Here is a 19,163-nt window from a genome sequence, read left to right as displayed (position 1 = left end):
CGGACCGGAGGGCGACGCCGCCACCGAGGCACAGAGCTGCCACGACTCACTTGTCGCTGGTGGGCGCAACCCCGCGCTCGGATCCCGACGACTTTTTTGCGATCGAAGCGGGTCGTGGGCTAGCGACGCACCACCTCAAAACCTATAGTTCTTTTCACGCTGCGGCAGGGGCCGCGACGACCGTCGCCACGGTGTCTGATCCTCCCCCGCGGCGCGGTTCTCCTTCCAATCCCATCGGGCGCAGCATGTTCGACTCACGCTGCGGTCAACACCAAAGGACCCCCATGAAGCAAGCAGCACGATTAGCTTCCCGAGTCGTCGCGGTACTGGCCACGTCCTGCGCTGTCATGGCCGGCATGACCGCCTGTTCGGACGACGAGCCCGACCCGACGGCCAGCGCTCCCGCAGTCAACGTCGCCGACATCAAGGCCGGGCCGCAGACCGGCTGGAGCGACGGCGGTTTCCAGCCCGACCTGTCCACGATGAAGTGTGGCCAGACGGCGTCCGATCCCACCCGGGGAGTGACGGACACCGAGATCACCATCGGCGGCCTCGCCTATCTGACGAGTGCGTCCGGCTCCTCCATGGCCGGCACGGACGAGGGGGCGCGAGCCCGGTTCGAGCGGGCCAACGCCGAGGGCGGCATCAACGGCAGGAAGATCAACTACGTCGGGACCCTGGACGACGGCAACGACCCCGCGCGCAACGGCGCACAGGCCAAGGCGCTCGTCGATCAGGAGAAGATCTTCGCCGCGGTGCCGGTGATGACCAGCAACGCCAGCTACCTCGACACCTTCTGCGACGAGACCGTTCCGTTCTTCGGCTGGGGCTTCAACTCGGGCTTCTGCAACACCTCGATCGGCTTCGGCGTCACCGGATGCCTGCTGCCCGGCAAGGATGTCACGGCGACGGCGACCACCTACGGCGTCATGTTCAACGCCCTGTTCGACGGCGACGCGTCCGGCCGGACCGTCGCCCTGGTCGGCAGCGACAACGACACCGCCCGGATCGGGCTGGCCTCCATCGGCCGGCAGCTCAAGGCGGTCGGCCTCGACGTGGTGTACCAGGAGACACCGGTGCCCCTTTCCGGTCTGACGGACGCCACACCGGTCGTGAGCGCGCTCATGACGGCCAGCAAGGGCTCGCCGCCTGACGTGGTTCTCTACGGCGTCGACTTCAGTTCGACACTCAAGCTGACCGAGGCTCTGGACGCCGCCGGGTTCACGGGGAAGCACCTCAACACCGTCGGCTACGACCCGCGCCTGGCCGCCGCCAAGGTCGCGGGCCTGGACGGGGCCTACACCTCCCTGCAGTGGCAGCCCGGTGCCGACGTCTCCGTGCCGGCGATCAGGCAGATGACCGACGACATCAAGAAGTACGCGCCCGCGGCCGTGCTCAGCCTGCCCACGATGGCCGGGTACTGGGCGGCGGACATGTTCGTCGCCGCGGCGACGAAGGCGGGCAGGGATCTGACCGTCGACTCGCTCATGAAGGTCCTGAACGGCGATTTCAGCTACCACGTCGATGGTGCGGTCGCCGAGTCCCGCTGGCCGCTCAACCACTTCCTGTCCACGCCGTGCACCTCCGTCGTCCAGCTCACCGGCGACAGGTATGACGTGACCAGCAAGCTGGCCTGCGGCTCGTATCTGAAGAGCTGACTGCCCGGTCACACAGAACGACGCCTGGCCGGGCCTCCTCTCCGAGGACCCGGCCAGGCGTCGCACGTCGGGTCGGCCGGACCGGTCCGGCCGCCGACTCAGCCGATCCGGCCGTCCCAGGTGCGTGCGTCCCGCACGACGTCCCGGAACGGCTTGCGGGCGTCGAAACTCGGCTCCCGGGGCAGGCCCAGCACCCGCTCACCGATGCCGTTGCGCTGCACCTCGTTCGTACCGGCGGCGATGGCGACCATCCGGCCGTTCAGGTACGTGGTCGCGGGCAGCGCGGCGACCTCCTGGGCGTCCTCGGGCCACACCAGTGCCGTGGACCCACCGATCTCGATCCCGATCCGGGCCCGGATCGGGGCGAGCACACCCGCGGCAAGCTTGCCGTACGCGGCGACCGCCGGCTGCGGCTGGGCGGAGCTACGCAGCCTCGCGGCGATCCGCCGGCCGAGGTGGTACTGGGCGTAGTCGTTGATGTGCGCGGTCGCGATGGCCTGCCGGGCAAGCGGGTCGTCGAGACGGCCGGCACGGCGCGCGAGCTCGACGAGGTCGGGGGCCAGCTCCCGCGGCTCGACCCGGACCCCGCTGGAACTCCCGGCGCCGCGCTCGTACACCAGCATGGTCTGCGCGACCGACCACCCCTGGTTGACCTCGCCGATGATGTCCTCGCCGGTGACGACGACATCGTCGAGGAACGCCTCGCAGAAGCCGGACGCTCCGTTGATCTGCCGGATCGGCCGCACCGTGACTCCGGGGGCGCCGGTGGGCACGGCGAACCAGGTCAGGCCCTGATGCTTCGGAACATCCCAGTCCGTGCGCGCCAGGCACATGGCGTAGTCGGCCTGGTGGGCACCGGTGCTCCAGATCTTCGACCCGTTCAGCACCCAGCGGTCACCGTCGCGGCGTGCCGTGGTTCGGATCCCCGCCAGGTCCGAACCCGCCTCCGGCTCCGAGTAGAACTGGCACCACAACCGCTCCCCCGCCAGGATCGGCGGGATGTGCCGGCTCAGGAACTCCGCGGACGCGTGCGCGAGCATCGACCGGGCGATCGCGGTGAAGGTGACATGGCCGGCGCCGCCGAACTGCGGTGTGGCGTAGTCCCGCGCCTCCTCCCGGAAGATGCGCTCGTGCTCACCCGTCAGGCCCCGGCCGCCGTACTCCCGCGGAAACGACAGACCGGCGTACCCGGCGTCGAACAGCTTGCGCTGCAGCGGGCGGGCGGACGCGACCTGCTCGTAGGTACGAGCCTCCCCACCGTCCCCGGCACCCGGCGCCTTCCGCTCGAGGTTCGCGGCCAGCCAGGCCCGGACCTCGGCCCGGAACTCGTCGAGACCGATCGACCCGCCCGTCGTCACGTCGCCCGTCGTCACGTCGTCTGCCCTCGCATCATCCGTCCTCGCATCATCCGTCCCGTCGCCCGTCATCGCCCGCGTCCCGCGTCCCGCGTGCGGCCCGCACCGGGCTCGCGTACTCGCGGCCCTAGATCCCGGAAAGCTGGCACAGGTGCTCCCGATGCCAGCCCGGGTCACCGAAGAACGCCGCGTCGGTGGTCAGGCGGCGCAGGTACAGGTGCTGGTCGTGCTCCCAGGTGAAACCGATCCCGCCGAAGATCTGGAAACAGTTCTGGGCGAGGGAGATGCCGCTGTCCCCGACATACGCCTTCGCCATGCTCGCGGCCTCCAGGCCGTAGGCCCACGGGCCAGGAGCCCACCCGGCCGGGTCCGTCTCCTCGACCTGCCCCGACGCGTCCGCGTCGGCGAGGCCGATCGCCTCGCCGAGACGCGACGCCGCGGCGGTCGTGATCGCCTTGCTCATCTCCAGCGCCAGGCTCGCGTCCGCCAGCACATGCTTCAGCGCCTGGAACGAGCCGATCGGGCGGCCGAACGCGATCCGGTCCTTCGCGTACTGGACCGTCAGCGCGAGCTCGTAGTCCATCGCACCGACCGACTCCGCCGTGGTCAGGACGCAGGCGAGGGCGAGCTGCCGGGCGACCAGCTCGTCGTCCCCGAACTCCGCCGCATGCAGCCGGCTGGCGGACCCGACCGGGACGTCGTCGAACTCCAGGCTGACGAACCGGCGGGTGAGATCCAGCGATTCCAGGGGCTGCACCCGCAGACCGGGTGTGTCCGCCGGCAGCAGGAACTGCGCGAGCGCCGGCTCGCCGTGGCCACCGTCGGCAGCCGCGGTGGCGTCCTCGGCCGCGGCGGACACGAGATACCAACCGTCCGGGCCCACGTTCTCCACGAAGATGGCCCGCCCGGACAGGCGCCAGCCATCGCCGTTCCTGGTCACCGACACGGGATTTCCCGGACCACCGACGCGGCTCGGCCACGGGCGGGCGCCCGGCACGCCCCCGGTTCCCGACGGCACCGACACCGACGGCACCGCGGGTACCCAGGACGCCGAGGCCTCCCCCGACAGCAGGGCTGGCAGCACCTTCGCCGTGTGCTCGCCGGTGCCCGCGGCCGCGAGGGCGTAGGCCACGACGTTGGTCCCGGTGTACGGACCCGGCTGCAGCAGGCGGCCGCGGTGGTAGGCGACGAGGGCCGCGTCGAGGACCGCGTTGTCGGACATGCACCCGCCGCCGAGGTCGTCGGGGACGAGCGGCGCGAACCAGCCCAGCTCGGCCGCCTGACGCCGGTACGCCCCGGCGAAGACGGGATCGGTGTAGGCCTGCGCGCGGACCTTCTCCAGCGGGCAGGTGCGTTCGATGAAACGCACCGACGCGTCCACCAGCATCCGCTGCTCGTCGGTCAGAACATCATCCACGGCCGGCTCCTCGGCTGAGTCGTGCGTCTTGTTCGTCCACAGTCCGCGGGCGCGCCGGGCGCGCCTGGTCGGCTGGCTGCATCCGGCTGCGCTCAGACGCGGACGCGCCCGCGCGGCAACGGGAGCGGGAGGTCGGTGTAGGTGACGATGCCGGGCGGCGCCGCGACGACCGCGGGGATCGCGTTCAGCGCCGGCAGCACAGTCATGATCATGCCGAGCACCATGAAGTCACCGAGCGTCTTCCAGGCGAAGTCGGGCGGCGGAGCGATGTCGACCTTGGTAAGGATCGTCGGGCGCCCCTGGACCTCGATGACGTACCCGGTCCTGATCTGCCAGTCCGGGTCGAGCGTCTGGCCCTTGCGCCACCGCACCCTCAGGTCGACGATCGTCCGCCCGCCGATCCTCCCCTGCCAGCTGACGGCGATGCCGGCGACATGGTCGGCGGCGATCCGCCAGGAGCCGAGATCGACGTCCTGGGTCGTCCTGGCGTACTCGGCCTCGCAGACGACCTCGTCGAACTCGACACCGAGCGCGTCGCCCAGCAGCCGGACGGCGTCCTCGAAGACGGCGGTTCCGGACCTGGTCATCTCTGGAAGCTCGGGATCGTCCATCGGCCGGCCGAATCCCACCGGCAGCTCGGTCGCCGGGGAGTCATAGCCGCTGATGTCCGCCGTCTCGGTGACGATGATCCTGTCGACACGATCACAGCCACCGGCCGACACGATCGCGATCAGGTTCGCGAACCCCGGATTGATCCCGGTGCCGAAGATCGAGGACTGGCCCCGATCGCACGCCTCGATGATCCGGCGGCGGCCGTCCCCGAGCGAATGGCCCGTGATGAAGGCGGCCGTCGTGACGATGTTGCTGCCCGACTCGAGGATGCGCACCATCTCGTCGACGTCCGGCCACATCGGGGTGTAGACCACGCAGTCCGGCCGCAGGCCCAGCAACGCGTCGATGTCGTTGGTCGCCGCGACTCCCGCCGGGGCGACCCCGCATAATTCCCCGGCGTCTCTTCCCACCTTTTCCGGAGACCAGGCGAAACAACCGACGAGCTCCAGGTCTGGATGTGCGATTATCGCCTCGACCGACTGCTTTCCGACGTTGCCCGTCGTCCACTGCACGACACGAAAAGTCATTTCCACCGTCCGTTCAGGAATATCCGGCGGCCACCGAACGAGCCCCGGTGCTGTTTCAAGGGGTGATCACGCGTGTACTGACCATTTGTTCCTGCCCCTCAGGGACGCGGCCACCGACCGAGTCGAGAACAGGCCGATGATCGCTCCGCGGTGGGGTGTCGGGGGCTACCGCTTCTCGTAGGTGATGCCGGACGCCTCGACATCCCAGGTGGTGCTGGTGGGACCCTCCGCACGCAGTTCACGCTTCAGGACCCTGCCCACCGGGCTGCGGGGCAGCTCGTCACGGAACTCGATATAGCGCGGAAGGACGAAATACGGGAGGGCGTCCACGCACCAGCGGAAAAGCTCCTCCTCGGTGAGCGTCGAGCCGGCGACGCGGGTCGCGGTGACCTTCACGTCGTCCTCGGTAAGCCGGCTCGGCACCGCGTGCACGGCGACGTCCGCGAGCTGACCGTGGCTCATGAGAATGCGCTCGACCTCGAAGCTGGCGATGTTCTCCCCACGGCGGCGCAGGTAGTCGGCCTTGCGGTCGACGAAGTAGAGGTAGCCATCCTCGTCGATCTTTCCGATGTCACCGGTGTGGTACCACCAGTTGCGGCTGGTCTCGACCGTGACCTCGGGGCGGCCCCAGTAGCCTTCGAACATCACGTGCGGCCGCTTCGGCCGGATCACGATCTCGCCGTCGGCGCCGCGCGGCAGCTCGTTGTCCTCGTCGTCGAAGATCCGCACGTCGAAGTACTCGGTGTTGATGACACCCGCGGCCCGCGGCCTGTTACGCACCCCCGGCGGCTGCCAGGAGATGAGGCTCGCCTCGGTCACGCCGTAGGCCCCGGAGAACGTGTCGATCCCGAACCTGGTGCGGATCACGTCGTCGACCTCGGGCGGCAGGGGCGCCGCGCCCATGAGCCGCAGGGTCCGGTTCGCCTCCGGCGCACCCGAGCGCGGCATCTCCGGCCGGTCCACATCGTGCGCCAGGAGGTAGGCCATCGTGCCCAGGGTCGAGGTCATCGTCGCGCCGGTACGGTTCATCTCCTGCCAGAAGTTCGACACCGAGAACTTCCGGTAGATCGCCGCTCTCCCGCCGTACACCAGTGTTCCGACCACAGCCGTGACCAGCGCGTTGTAGTGGAACATCGGCAGAGGCGTCCACACCACCTCATCCGCGGTACGGCCCCAGCTGTACCCGATCTGCCGGGACAACGCCTCGTGGTAGTTGTGGCTGAGCATGCAGCCCTTGGAAAGTCCGGTCGTCCCGCCTGTGTAGATGAAGGTCGCGAGGTCCGACGGCCGGCGTGCCACCGGCTCCGCCAGCGGCGCACCGGCCAGCAGGTCGTCGAAGGGATGCCCGGTCGCGCCGGGGAACGTCGGGATCTCGGGCCCGGTCACCAGCACGTGGGCCAGCGCAGGCAGGTTCGCGGTGACGGCGGCGGCGCGGTCGGCGAGGTCACCGGCGACCACCAGCACGGTCGACCCCGAATCGTGCAGCTGATGACGCAGGTACTCGCCCTTGTAGGCGGTGTTGATGGGCACCGCCACAGCACCCGCCCACTGCGCGGCCCACCAGGAGATCAGCATCTCCGGCGAGTTCTCCAGCAGGATCGCCACCCGGTCACCGGGGGCGACCCCGAGCGCCCGCAGGCCGGCGGCCAGGCGCGCGGCGCCGTCCCCGACCTGAGCCGCCGTCAGTGCGCGGCCGCCGATGTCCAGGTATTCGCTGTCAGGCTCCTTCTCGATCCGCCGCACCAGCAGCTCCGTCGTGGTGTGCTGCTGGGCGCTGCCCCACACGCCGTCACTCACCTGACAGTTCCTCCTCGCCCTTCTCTGCGCGGCCTACTTCATCGCGGCCGGCTTCGTAGCGGCCCTCGTCGTCGTGGCGCCGCGCCTGCGCCCCGTCCAACAGCTCGACGAATCCACCGGGCCGGTACGGACCGATGACGGCCTGCTCCAGCACGCCGAGGCCCGTCCGCTGCCCCCAGGTCGCCCGCACCACCTGCTGTACGTGCACCGTGTCGAACGCCAGGACATCCAGGTCGGCGGCCTTGTGCACCTCGCCGCCCACCGCGAGCTCACCGTGCCATCTGCCGTGTGACCAGGTGGGATGCAGGTAGCCGGCGCCCTTCATGCGAAACGTCCGCAGCGGCTCCAGCTGCACCGGCTCGGCACCGGGAACGACGAGCGAGGCGCGTTCGGACCGCCGCAGCCCCGGCGCCCAACGGATGTCGTGGCGGGTCCCGGGGAGCTGGCGGAATCCGAGATCGGGCCCGGCCACCGGCGCGCCGGGTGTCAGTACCGGCATCACCACCGCCGTCTGGGCCCACGGCTGCCCGAGCTCGTTCTCGAACACCAGGTAGTGGAGGCACTCGTCGGCGAAGTTCAGCGGAGCCCACACGAAGAACAGCTGGGGAAGCACGGTACGCGGTGCCGCCGGCGCCGGGTCACCAACGCCTCGGATCCCCCAGGAGCGATCCTTGGTCCCGAAGGTTCCCGCGGCGATCCGGACCTCCTCACCGCCCGTCGAGAACGCCCCGGACCAGCTGACCATCTGCGTGGCGCGGGTGACATCCATGGCCAGCCGCGTGCCCTCATGGCGGGTCTGGCGCGGCTCCTCATAGGCGGCGGTGCGGGCGGTCGCGACGAGGTCGGCGGTCAGCCCGTGTTCCGGGGAGTCGACCACGATCCGGCTCATCCGCATCGGCTCCAGGATCTCGATCGAGATCGGGCCGACGGTCGTGCGGGTCCGGTCCAGCGGAATCCGCCCGGAGGCGAACACCGAACGCTGCTCCCCGTCGCGGACCACACTGAAAGCAGCATCGATCACGCCGCGGTTCGGATACAGCCCGAGCGCGACCGCGAAGTACATCTCCTCGTCATAACCGTTGAACCAGAAACGATCATAGAAGTCAGCGTGTCCGTCACCCGCGTGCGCGACGGGCAGCGCCGTCTGGTGCAGCGGATAGTCATCAAAAGGGATGAGCAACGTCGGCTCCCTCTCCGGGCGGACCAGGTTCTCGCGTGCCAGACCGACCACCGTGTGGGCGGCAGCCGGACCGGCAGCAACGGAACGCCGTGGCTCCCCCTGACCGGGCTGCACCTCCACTTTCGCCGCGAAGCGGATGCTAGCCGATAGATCTATATTTTTCCACGTCAGCTCCCGTGACCATGCCGGCCAGACGCCGCCCCGGGAAGCGGTCGCCCCGACACCACCTCGTCGGCGGCGGCGAACCGCCTTGACCACGGTCATGTCCACCCCGGAGACCGCCCCGCGGTCGACGGTGGCCGGGATGCGGCGAGAGCCACCACCGGACCTAGACGTTGAATAGCTTTAGACATCTTCGTAACATCGCTTCATGCCGAGGCGTCTCGAGGAGTCCTTATGACAGCGAACGAGTGGTCCCTGCCCGCGGTGATCGACGTCGTCGCCGACGTCGCGCCGGAGCGCGAGATGCTGGTGTGGACGAACGTGCGCCGCAGCTACGCGCAGGTACGGGACCGCACCCGGCGCCTCGCCGCCTTCTTCGTGAGCCGCGGGCTCGGCGTCCGGCACGAGCGGGCGGAGCTGGAGCGCTGGGAGTGTGGGCAGAGCCCGGTGGCGATCCTGCTGTCGAACTGCCCCGAGTACATCGAGACGATGATCGGAGCCTTCCGCGCCCGCGCGGTGCCGTTCAACGTCAACCACCACTACGCACCGCGTGAGATCGGCGCGCTGCTCGAGCAGGTCGGCGCCGAGGCCATCGTCTACCACCGGCGCCTCGGCCCGGCGATCGCCGCCGCCGGCGGCGCCGCGGGGTGCCTGCTGCTGGAGGTCGACGACGGCTCCGGCGTCGAGCCACTGCCCGGCAGTATCGCCTTCGAGGAGGCGATCGACGCCGCCGGGGACGTCGAGAACCTGCCCGAGCCGTCTCCGGACGATCTGTACCTCGTCTGCACCGGCGGCACGACCGGGACCCCGAAGGGCGTCCTGTGGCGGCAGGCGGACGTCTATGTCTCCGCGGCGGGCGGCGTCGACGGGGCCACCCGCGAGCTGATCGCCTCGATCGCGAGAAACGGCGCGGGCGTCTGGTTCGCGGCACCACCGTTGATGCACGGCGCCGCCCAGTGGACCGCGTTCGCCGGGCTGGACAACGGGGCCACGGTGATCCTGCACGACGACGCGAAGCCCTTCGACGCGCCGGGAATCCTCGAGACCATCGAACGCGAACGCGTGACGCTGATGTCCATTGTCGGCGACGCCTACGCCCGGCCCCTGCTCGACCAGATGCGGGCCCGTCCCTACGACCTTTCCTCGCTGGTCCGCCTCGGAACCGGCGGCGCGATCACGAGCGCGAGCCTCAAACACGGCATCCTCGAGCTGCTGCCCGACCTCACGGTCGTCGACGGCTACGGCGCCTCCGAGACGGGCGGCATGGCCTTCGGTGCCTCCCGGAAGGGCGCCGAGACCCGCGAGTTCGAGCCCTCGCCCGGTGCCGCGGTGCTGTCCGCCGACCGGTCCCGCTTCCTGGCTCCCGGTGAGGACGAGATCGGCTGGGTGGCGCGCGTCGGGCGCACCCCGCTCGGCTACCTCGACGACCGCACGAAGACGGAGGAGACCTTCCCGATCATCGACGGCCAGCGGGTCGCCGTTCCGGGAGACCGGGCCCGTCTCACCGCCGAAGGCAGGATCGAGCTTCTCGGCCGGGACGCGATGGTCGTCAACACCGGCGGGGAGAAGGTCTTCGTCGAGGAGGTCGAGGAGGTGCTGCGCCAGCACCCCGACGTGCTCGACGCGCTCGTGGTCGGCCGCCCGAGCGAGCGCTTCGGGCAGGAGGTCGTCGCGCTCGTCCAGCCGCGCGCGGGTACTTCGCCGGCTCCCGGGGAGATCCGGGAGTTCGTCGCGCGGTCCCTCGCCCGGTTCAAGGCACCTCGCGCCGTCCTGATCTGCGACCAGCTCGGCCGCCACGCGTCCGGCAAGGCCGACTACACCTGGGCACGGAAAGCCGCGCTGGACGCCGTGCCCGCCATCGCCGCCAAGGCGTAGGACCACTCGTCCCGGGCACTCACCGAGGTATCGGGACAGACACCTCCGCATCGTCCGACAACCAGATTCCCTCATGTCGTCAGACGCATTCATCAAAGGACACCGATGACGAGCTACCGGCCGATCGACGCGGACAATCACTACTACGAGACGCTCGACGCGTTCACCCGGCATCTGGACCCGCGGTTCAAGCACCGCGGAGTGCAGGTCGTGCAGGCCGGCAAGCGCGTCCAACTGATCATGGGTGGTCGGGTGAACCGGTTCATCCCGAACCCGACCTTCGACCCGATCATCGTCCCCGGCTGCCTGGACCCGCTGTTCCGCGGCCAGATCCCCGACGGCGTCGACCCCCGCTCGCTCATGAAGGTCGAGCCCCTCGCCGACGAGTACCGCGACAAGGACAAGCGCGCCGACCTCGTCGAAGCGCAGGGCCTCGACTCGATCCTGCTGTTCCCCACCCTCGGCTGCGGCGTCGAACAGGCCCTCAAAGATGACATCGACGCCACCATGGCCAGCCTTCACGCCTTCAATCGTTGGCTCGAGGAGGACTGGGGCTTCGACTACCGCGGCCGGCTCATCAGCGCACCGATGCTCTCCCTCGCCGACCCGGCGGCCGCCGTCAGCGAGCTCGACAGCCTGATCGAGCGCGGAGCACGGATCGTCCACGTGCGCCCCGCACCGGTCCCCGCCGAGAACGGCACCTCACGCTCGCTTGGTGACAAGCGCTACGACCCGGTCTGGGCCCGCCTCGCCGAAGCGTCGATCCCTGTCGCCTTCCACCTCGGCGACAGCGGCTACGAAGCCTCCACCACCGCCTGGGGCGGCTCCGAACGCTTCGAGGGCTTCGGCCAGGTCAGCGTCCTGACCCGTGTCCTCGTCTCCGACCGCGCGATCCACGACACCATCGCCTCCCTCGTCATCGACGGCGTCTTCACCCGCCACCCGGCCCTGCGCGTCGCCAGCGTCGAGAACGGCTCCGACTGGGTCGCCCTCCTCGTCAAGCGCCTCCGCAAGCAGGCCAACCAGACCCCCTGGACCTTCAGCGACGACCCCCTCGACACGATCCGCGAGCACGTCTGGGTCACCCCCTACTACGAGGAGGACCTCCGCAAGCTCGCCGACCTCATCGGCGTCGAACGCATCCTGTTCGGCTCCGACTGGCCCCACGGCGAAGGCCTCGCCCAGCCCACCGACTTCTACAAGGAACTCGACGGCTTCACCGACGACGAGTCCCGCAAGATCATGCGCGACAACTGCCTCGACCTGCTTGGTCCGGCCAGTTCCTGAGCGACGCGGCACCGGCGGCGCCCGCCCTGGCGGACGCCGCTCGGAACCACGACCACGATCACAATCACGACGCACGACGCACGACGCACGACGCACGACGCACGACGCATGACGCACGACGCATGACGCACGACGCGGGGCGGCGGCAGGCACACGGCGCCGGCGCCCCGCGCGGTCACACCGTCCGGTGATACACCGTGAGCGGGTGGTCTGACCGCACGCTCAGGGCCGGAGGAGGATCTTCGCGCTCGCGGTGACGTTGGCGAGATCGTCGAAGGCCTCGTTCACCTCGGTGAGGCCCACCCAACGGGCGATCAGCGGCTCCGGGTCGATCTGCCCACCGGCGAACGCGTCGACGACGGTGCGGAACTCCTCGGGGGTGTAGTAGACGGCGAAACCGACCGAGACCTCCTTCATCAGGGCCGCGGCCGACGCGAACGGGGTCGGCTCGATCGTCACGCCTGCCATCACGATCCGGCCCCGCGGCCGCGCGGCGGTCACGCAGGCGTCGAGCAGCGATGCCCTGCCCGCGCACTCGGCGACGAAACCGTAGGTGCCGGCGTCGACCTCCTCGACGGAGCTGACGACCTCGGTCGCCCCGAAGGACTCCGCGGCTGACCGGCGGATGGCCACCGGGTCGACGGCGGTGATCCGCCGGGCGCCGCGTTGCCGCGCCCACGCGATCGTCGTGAGGCCCACCGTCCCGGCGCCGACGACGAGCACGTCGTCGGCTTCGGTCAGGCACCCCGTTCGAGCGATGTGCAGGCCGACCGCGAACGGCTCCACCAGCGCGCTGTACAAAGGATCGATCCCCGGTGCCAGCGGGATGGCGGCGGCCGCGGTGACCACCGCCAGCTCCGCGAAGCCGCCCCCACTGCCACCGAGCCCGACCAGGCGCACCTGCGGGCAGTGGATCACCCGGCCGGAGGCGCACCACTCGCACTTCCCACAGGAAAGCGCGGGCAGCACCGCGACCTGGGTGCCTTCCCGCCAACCCGTCGTGTCCGGGCCGATCCCGACGATCTCGCCGCCGAACTCGTGCCCCATGATCACCCCCGCGGGCATCGCCGCCCGCGCTTTGACGTCCGAGCCGCAGAACCCGCACGCGGTGACACGGAGCAGGAGCTCGCCGGGTCCCGGGGACGGATCCGGAACCTCGGTGATCTCGTACCGGCCCTCGGAAGCGATCACAGCCGCGCGCATGACACCTCGCTTGTTCCGCGACCGGTCCACGGTCGCGTGAGATCGACGTCTTTCGTAGCCACCGCACCGAAGCCGCCCAACGCCTCAGGCGAGCGACTCCAGCCACGTGGTGAGAAGGGAGTTGAACTCGGCTGGACGCTCCTGGTGCAGCCAGTGGCCGGCGCCCTCCCAGGTCACCACCCGGGACCGCGGGTCCGCGAAGATCGCCTGCTCGGCGGCGGCCCGCGTCGGGTCGGCGTAGAAGGTCAGCACCGGGCAGGCCCGCCTGCGCAGGTAGGGCGCGCTGTACGAGTGCAGTGCCATCCCGGTCGCCTGGGCCTCCAACGCCTGGCGCAGCACGTGGTCGGCCATGCCTGCGATGCGGCGAACCTGCCAGGTGCGCAGGGCCAGGTCCCGGGCCGGGGAATCCATGCCCCCCACCAGCTGCTGGACCAGGGGCACCGGGTCGGACACCGCGAGCAGGTCGAGCAGCGGCCGGATGCCACCGGCGATCTCGTCCGGGAGCAGGTAGGCGGGGTCGACACCGACCATGGCGGCCACCCGGTCGGGGTGTTCGACCGCCAGGCTGCCGGCGACGCTGCCACCCATCGAATGGCCGATGGCGACGACCCGCTCCACCTCGAGCTGGTCGAGCAGCCCGGCGAGGTCGGCGGCGAACTGCGTGGTCGTGTAGCCGTCGGGAGGCGCGCTGGAGCGCCCGTGACCGCGGAGGTCGACGGCGATCACCCGCCGGCGGGCGGCCAGGTACGGCAGCTGCCAGCTCCAGTCATGCGAATCGGAGGTGTAGCCGTGGATGAGCAGCAGCGGCAGGTCGCCGGTGCCCTCATCGGTGAAGAACAGTCGGACGTCACCGACCTTCGCGAACGCCACCGGAAGCCCCTAGGAGATCTTGAAGCCGGAGTAGCCGGCGGCGACGACCTGATCACACTGTTTGAGGAACTCCGGAACGCCCGCGACGTAGGTCGTGTACATCCGCTTCTTGCCCGGGACGTTGGCGCCGTTGTACCAGGAGTCGCACTTCGGGTGGAGCAGCACGCTGCCCGTCACGAGCGCCTGCACCCCGTCGATCCACTCGCTCTGTGCCTCGGGAAGCGTCTCGATCGTCTGGTAGCCGCCGCCGCGCAGGTGGGCCACGCAGTCCGCGATCCACCTGACGTGGTACTCCATGGCCGCGAGGTAGTTCGACGCCGCGGACGGACTGCCCGGCCCCTGGATGAGGAAGAGGTTGGGGAAGCCGGCGACCCCCAGGCCCAGGTAGGCGACGGGTCCCTCGTCCCGCCAGACGTCACCGAGGACCACGCCGTCCCGACCACGGACGTCGATGCGTGTCAGCGCGCCCGTGAGCGCGTCGAAGCCGGTCGCGAAGAGGATCACGTCGACCTCGTGATGGCCCTGCCCGGTCCGGATGCCGGTGGGGGTGATCTCCTCGATCGCGCCCTGGCGCAGGTCCACGAGCGTGACGTTGTCCCGGTTGAACGTCTCGTAGTAGCCGACGTCGATGATCGGCCGCTTGCAGCCGAACGGGTAGGTCGGGGTCAGGCCGGCGGCTGTCCGCGGATCCCGCACGATCAGTGCGACCGCCTCGCCGTACAGGGCGGTCGCCAGCTCCCCCGCCTCGGGGTCGGACAACACGTCGCTCCAGTACAGCGCTCCCCTGACGCCGTTCTCCTCGATCGCGCGCAGCTGCTCCTCGCGCGTCGCCGTTTTCAGCGGCGGGAAACCGCCCATGTTCATGAACACGGAGAAGGCGCTCGTGCGGGCCGCGCCCACGTGGGCGACCAGCTGGGCGGCCCGGATGTCGTCGTAGTTCGCCTTGAGCTCGTCGAGCTCGCCCGGCTCGTAGGGACGGGCGGGCGAGGGCAGCGTGTAGGCGGCGGACCGCTGCAGGACGTAGAGGTGTTCCGCCTGCTCGGCGACCACCGGAATGATCTGGACGCCGGTGGAGCCGGTACCGATCACCGCCACCCGCCTGCCGGCGAGGTCGAAGCCCTCTCGCGGGTACTGGCTGCTGAACAGGACCGTGCCACCGAAGGTGTCCAGGCCGGGTATGCCCGGGTCGAGCGGCGCGGAGAGGATGCCGGTGGCGGCGACGACGAACGGCGCGGTGAAGCTCTCCCCCGCCTCGGTCCGCACCGTCCACGTCGAGTCGGCCTCGTCGAAGGACATCTCGACGACCCGGGTGTCGAACTGGATGTCGCGGCGCAGGTCGAGCCGGTCCGCGACGAAGTTCAGGTAGGCCTCGATCTCCGGCTGGCCCGGCAGCACCTCGGACCAGTTCCATTCCTGCTGGAGCTCCGGGGAGAAGCTGTAGGAGTACTCGATGCTCTCGATGTCACAGCGTGCGCCGGGGTATCGGTTGAATAACCAGGTTCCGCCGACACTGTCGGCGGCCTCGAGCACCCGCACCCGCAGGCCGTCGGCTCGCAGCCTGTGCAGTGCGTACAGGCCGGCGAAGCCCGCACCCACCACGATGGCGTCATAGCGCCGGTCCGCGGCGTCCGTCAGCCGGGCGGCACCTGTCCGCGTTCCGTTCCCGTCGCTCACGACCACGCCCCCACGAATCCCTGTAGCAACCGACCCCCGTATAGCTCTAAATATTTCGCCGGTGGCGGGTGTCGTCAAGGGAGCGGCCAGTGGAGCGGCCAGCAGGGAGCGGCCAGCAGGGAGCGGCCAGCGCCGACCGGGCGCCACACCGGCACCGACCGCTCCCCGGCCCATCAGCCCGCCGGGGTCAGAGGGCCTCGATGACCATCGCGGCACCCATTCCACCACCGGCGCACATCGACACCACGCCGAGCGCGTTCCCCCTGCGACGCAGCTCGGCGACCATGGTCACCACCATCCGCGCTCCGGTGGCGGCGATCGGGTGGCCCAGGCTCGCGCCACTGCCGTTGATGTTCACGATCTCCGGCCGGATCCCGAGCTTGCGGATCGTGGCCACCGGGACCGAGCAGAACGCCTCGTTGACCTCGAAGAGGTCGATGTCGGCGAGCGTCAGCCCCGCACGGTCCAGTGCCTTCGGGATCGCGAGGGAGGGGCCGAGGCCGGTCAGCGCCGGGGCCACCCCGACCGAGGCCCACGACCGGATCCGGGCCAGCGGGCGCAGCCCGTGAGCCTCGGCGTACTCGCTGCTGGCCACCGTGACGGCGGCCGCCGCGTCGTTGAGACCGGCGGCGTTCCCGGCGGTGACCGTCGGGTTCGGCAGCTCGGGGTGCAGCAGCCGCAGCTGGGCCAGCCCCTCCACCGTGGTGCCGCGGCGGGGGAACTCGTCGGTGTCGAACAGCCGGGTCGAGCCGTCCGGCTGGGGCACCGGCACCGGCACGATCTGCTCGGTGAAGTACCCGCCATCGATCGAGGCGGTCGCCTGCGCGTGGCTGTAGACGGCCCACTCGTCCACGTCGAGACGGGTCAGGCCCAGCTCGCGGGCGGTGTTCTCACCGACCGTGATCGACATGTCGAAGGCCGGGGCCTGCGGGCTCTCCGGGTGCGACGCCGACACCCAGGTCACCGGCTGCCCGTCCGCGCCCTTGCGGGTGGTCGTCATGGCGCTGTTGCTGAGGCTCTCCGTACCGCCGGCGATGACGACCTTGTCCATGCCGGCACGGACGCTTCCCGCGGCGATCGCGACCGCGCTCAGGCCGCCGGCGCAGTGCTGGTTGGTGGCCACCCCGGCGACGTCGTCGAGGCCGAGCCGTACCGCGACGTTGCGGGCGATGACACCGCCCCCCTGGTAGGCCTCGGCGAGCACCAGGCTGTCGACGTCCCGGGCCGGCACGCCGCTGCGCTCCAGCACCGCGGGCACGACGACCTCCGCGAGGTCGAAGGCGTCCAGGCTCACCAGAGATCCCTTGCGGGCTCGTCCGATCGGGGTGCGGGCGGTCGAGATGATCACTGCTTCGGTCACGGTGGACCCCTCCGGGAGGTTGGCTGTGCCCGGGGTCGCCGGACACCTACGGCGGATGGCGCGCGAACCGTGGACGGCCGGGCACCGGGCTTCGGGCGGTCCGCCGGGTGCGAACTGATCGCTCGCCCGGGCACTCACCGCACCGCGGACCAGCGCCCGCACCGCGGACCCACACACCAGCCTCGTAATACATCTATATCTAACAACGCGCGACGGGCCCGATGCGCCAGGATGCTCCCGCCCTCAGGCAGGCGCCGAAGCAGCGACTGGGCCGTCCACCGCGGCGGAGCGTCCACCGCCGACTTCCAATACATCTCGATGTTTTTGCCTGGATGCGGTACAACCCACCGAGGGAAGGTCCGTCGACCTGCGGTTCCGCGGCCGGAACGGACAGGGACCCACGCACGAAGGGCGGTTCTCCCGCGATGACCCGACACACCCTGGCCGACTCCGGTATCGCTCCGGTCTATCGCGACGATCCGCGGCTGGCTCCCCTCATCGGACCCGGTGGAGCGTTCGAGGTCGAGAACGTGGAGCTCCACGGCATCCCACTGCGCGACTTCGCCCGCGGGCCGCGCACCGTCAACGACATCTTTCTCATGGGCGCCGCCCACCAGACCCTGATCCACACGGTCTACCTGGACGAGCGGCAGACCTTCGCCCAGACCCGGCTGCAGGCGCGGGCGGTGGCCGCACAGTTGCGGTCCGTCCACGGCGTGCGTCCCGGCGACCGGGTGGGCATCGCCATGCGCAACCTGCCGGAGTACGTGACGTCGTTCTGGGGCGCCCTCCTCGTCGGCGCCATCGTCACGCCGCTGAACGCATGGTGGACCGCGCCGGAACTCGACTACGCCCTACGGGACGCCGCGGTGTCGGTGCTGTTCGCGGACGAGGAACGCCTGAGCCGGGTGCGCGCGGCCGGCAGGCCCGACGGCCCGACCCTCGTCGGCGTGCGTTCCGATCTGGGTGACGTACCGTTCGCCGAGCTCACAGCCGCGGAGCCGATCGACGACGACGCCATCGCGCGGCTGGACCGCGACGACCCGGTGACCCTGTTGTTCACCTCCGGCACCACCGGGCGCCCCAAGGGCGCCGTCAGCACGAACCGGGCGATGACCGCCAACATCTGGAACATGGCCTTCGCGAACCTGCGCGAAGGCATCGTCGCCGGCCGGGTGCCGCGCGAGAACCGCCAGCCCGCGACGCTCTCGACCGGCCCGATGTTCCACATCGGCGGCGTCACCACCATCATCTCCAGTCCACTCGGCGGCGCCAAGATCGTGATGATGCGCCGGTGGGACGTCGAGGAGGCCCTGCGCCTGGCCGCCGCGGAGCAGGTGACCGCGCTCGGAGGCGTCCCGGCCGTGGCACGGCAGCTGCTCGAGCATCCGCGGATCTCCTCGCTCGCGGAGCACGTCAGGGGCTTCTCGATCGGGGGTGCCGCGGTTCCCCCCGACGTCGTCTCGCGTGCCGTCGAGGTGCTCGGCCCCGACGTCCAGGTCCTCAACGGTTACGGTCTCACCGAGACGACATCCGCCGTGGTGGCCAATGTCGGCGTCGAGTTCGAGGCGCATCCGGACTGCGTCGGCCGGCCGAACCTCACCGCGGACGTACAGGTCCTCGGTGCGGACGGCGAGCCGCTCCCGACCGGCCGGACCGGCGAGATCTGCTTCCGCTCCCCGCAGGTGGCCAGGGGCTACTGGAACGACGAGGCTGCGACCGCGGCGTCGTTCCAGGACGGCTGGTTCCGCTCGGGCGACATCGGTTTCCTCGACGACGAAGGCTTCCTGCACGTCGTGGACCGTTTGAAGGACGTGGTGATCCGGGGCGGCGAGAACGTCTACTGCACCGAGGTCGAGGCCGTCCTGCACGAGCATCCGGGTGTGGTCGAGGTAGCCGTCGTCGGGCTGAACGAGCCGATGATGGGGGAACGGGTCTGTGCGGTCGTCGTACCGCGCCCCGGTGCCACGCCCGGCCTCGAGGATCTGCGGGCCTTCGCAGCCGACCGGCTGGCGGCCTTCAAGTGTCCCGAGGCGCTGTTCGTCGTCGCCGAGCTGCCGAAGACCGCCACCGGCAAGGTGGCGAAGACCGACGTCCGTGCACTGATCACGGATGACGCCGACAGGATCGTCCGTGGCTGGTGACCCGCAGCGACCACCACCGACCACCAGGCCAGGCCGGTCCGA

The 19,163-nt window shown here is 70.3% G+C and carries 13 protein-coding genes; 4 read left to right on the top strand and 9 right to left on the bottom strand.

The window, feature by feature from the left end:
- Positions 1-284: 284 nt before the first annotated feature.
- Complete coding sequence (locus tag FREUN1FDRAFT_RS07825; protein ID WP_006539452.1) at positions 285-1,658, top strand: ABC transporter substrate-binding protein; 1,374 nt, start codon at positions 285-287, stop codon at positions 1,656-1,658.
- A 98-nt stretch (positions 1,659-1,756) separates the two neighbouring features.
- Here FREUN1FDRAFT_RS07825 and FREUN1FDRAFT_RS07820 read toward each other — a convergent pair whose 3' ends face one another.
- From FREUN1FDRAFT_RS07820 to FREUN1FDRAFT_RS07800, 5 genes are all read right to left on the bottom strand, one after another.
- Entirely contained in the window at positions 1,757-3,031 is a 1,275-nt protein-coding gene (locus FREUN1FDRAFT_RS07820) for an acyl-CoA dehydrogenase family protein (protein ID WP_006539451.1), read from the bottom strand.
- 109 nt (positions 3,032-3,140) lie between these two features.
- The gene (locus tag FREUN1FDRAFT_RS07815) at positions 3,141-4,430 is read right to left on the bottom strand and encodes an acyl-CoA dehydrogenase family protein (protein WP_006539450.1); all 1,290 of its coding nucleotides are present in this window, start codon (positions 4,428-4,430) and stop codon (positions 3,141-3,143) included.
- 92 nt (positions 4,431-4,522) lie between these two features.
- The gene (locus FREUN1FDRAFT_RS07810) at positions 4,523-5,569 is read right to left on the bottom strand and encodes a dihydrodipicolinate reductase (RefSeq protein WP_006539449.1); all 1,047 of its coding nucleotides are present in this window, start codon (positions 5,567-5,569) and stop codon (positions 4,523-4,525) included.
- Between the two features lie 165 nt (positions 5,570-5,734).
- Positions 5,735-7,366: an AMP-binding protein gene (locus FREUN1FDRAFT_RS07805; protein ID WP_006539448.1), complete on the bottom strand. Its 1,632-nt coding sequence runs from the start codon at positions 7,364-7,366 to the stop codon at positions 5,735-5,737.
- The gene (locus FREUN1FDRAFT_RS07800; protein ID WP_232295089.1) at positions 7,359-8,546 is read right to left on the bottom strand and encodes a hypothetical protein; all 1,188 of its coding nucleotides are present in this window, start codon (positions 8,544-8,546) and stop codon (positions 7,359-7,361) included. The genes FREUN1FDRAFT_RS07805 and FREUN1FDRAFT_RS07800 overlap by 8 nt, the downstream gene beginning before the upstream one ends.
- Positions 8,547-8,942: 396 nt before the next feature.
- On the opposite strand from FREUN1FDRAFT_RS07800, the gene FREUN1FDRAFT_RS07795 reads away from it, so the two are divergent.
- Together FREUN1FDRAFT_RS07795 and FREUN1FDRAFT_RS07790 are read left to right on the top strand one after the other, a co-directional pair.
- Positions 8,943-10,583 (top strand): AMP-binding protein, encoded by a 1,641-nt coding sequence (locus FREUN1FDRAFT_RS07795; RefSeq protein ID WP_006539446.1) that lies wholly within the window; start codon positions 8,943-8,945, stop codon positions 10,581-10,583.
- A 105-nt stretch (positions 10,584-10,688) separates the two neighbouring features.
- Positions 10,689-11,870 (top strand): amidohydrolase family protein, encoded by a 1,182-nt coding sequence (locus tag FREUN1FDRAFT_RS07790; RefSeq protein ID WP_006539445.1) that lies wholly within the window; start codon positions 10,689-10,691, stop codon positions 11,868-11,870.
- A gap of 222 nt (positions 11,871-12,092) precedes the next feature.
- On the opposite strand, the gene FREUN1FDRAFT_RS07785 is transcribed toward FREUN1FDRAFT_RS07790, so the two are convergent.
- From FREUN1FDRAFT_RS07785 to FREUN1FDRAFT_RS07770, 4 genes are all read right to left on the bottom strand, one after another.
- Positions 12,093-13,073, bottom strand: coding sequence for a zinc-binding dehydrogenase (locus FREUN1FDRAFT_RS07785; RefSeq protein ID WP_006539444.1), 981 nt, complete (start codon positions 13,071-13,073; stop codon positions 12,093-12,095).
- A gap of 84 nt (positions 13,074-13,157) precedes the next feature.
- The gene (locus FREUN1FDRAFT_RS07780; RefSeq protein ID WP_006539443.1) at positions 13,158-13,943 is read right to left on the bottom strand and encodes an alpha/beta fold hydrolase; all 786 of its coding nucleotides are present in this window, start codon (positions 13,941-13,943) and stop codon (positions 13,158-13,160) included.
- A gap of 9 nt (positions 13,944-13,952) precedes the next feature.
- Complete coding sequence (locus tag FREUN1FDRAFT_RS07775) at positions 13,953-15,791, bottom strand: NAD(P)/FAD-dependent oxidoreductase (RefSeq protein ID WP_006539442.1); 1,839 nt, start codon at positions 15,789-15,791, stop codon at positions 13,953-13,955.
- Between the two features lie 13 nt (positions 15,792-15,804).
- The gene (locus FREUN1FDRAFT_RS07770; RefSeq protein WP_006539441.1) at positions 15,805-16,977 is read right to left on the bottom strand and encodes a thiolase family protein; all 1,173 of its coding nucleotides are present in this window, start codon (positions 16,975-16,977) and stop codon (positions 15,805-15,807) included.
- Positions 16,978-17,402: 425 nt separating this feature from the next.
- Between FREUN1FDRAFT_RS07770 and FREUN1FDRAFT_RS07765 the strand changes: the two genes are divergently transcribed.
- Entirely contained in the window at positions 17,403-19,121 is a 1,719-nt protein-coding gene (locus FREUN1FDRAFT_RS07765) for a class I adenylate-forming enzyme family protein (protein WP_006539440.1), read from the top strand.
- Positions 19,122-19,163 lie beyond the last annotated feature (42 nt).

Origin of the sequence: Parafrankia sp. EUN1f (assembly GCF_000177675.1) — a bacterium.
Taxonomy (GTDB): Bacteria; Actinomycetota; Actinomycetes; order Frankiales; family Frankiaceae; genus Parafrankia.
This window is presented reverse-complemented; position numbering and strand designations above follow the sequence as displayed.

Excerpts from the sequence above, each read along its gene's own strand:
- FREUN1FDRAFT_RS07810 (WP_006539449.1), bottom strand. The coding sequence starts at position 5,569 with ATGACTTTTCGTGTCGTGCAGTGGACGACGGGCAACGTCGGAAAGCAG.
- FREUN1FDRAFT_RS07825 (WP_006539452.1), top strand. The coding sequence starts at position 285 with ATGAAGCAAGCAGCACGATTAGCTTCCCGAGTCGTCGCGGTACTGGCC.
- FREUN1FDRAFT_RS07775 (WP_006539442.1), bottom strand. The coding sequence starts at position 15,791 with ATGGGCCGGGGAGCGGTCGGTGCCGGTGTGGCGCCCGGTCGGCGCTGG.
- FREUN1FDRAFT_RS07785 (WP_006539444.1), bottom strand. The coding sequence starts at position 13,073 with ATGCGCGCGGCTGTGATCGCTTCCGAGGGCCGGTACGAGATCACCGAG.
- FREUN1FDRAFT_RS07790 (WP_006539445.1), top strand. The coding sequence starts at position 10,689 with ATGACGAGCTACCGGCCGATCGACGCGGACAATCACTACTACGAGACG.
- FREUN1FDRAFT_RS07795 (WP_006539446.1), top strand. The coding sequence starts at position 8,943 with ATGACAGCGAACGAGTGGTCCCTGCCCGCGGTGATCGACGTCGTCGCC.
- FREUN1FDRAFT_RS07765 (WP_006539440.1), top strand. The coding sequence starts at position 17,403 with ATGACCCGACACACCCTGGCCGACTCCGGTATCGCTCCGGTCTATCGC.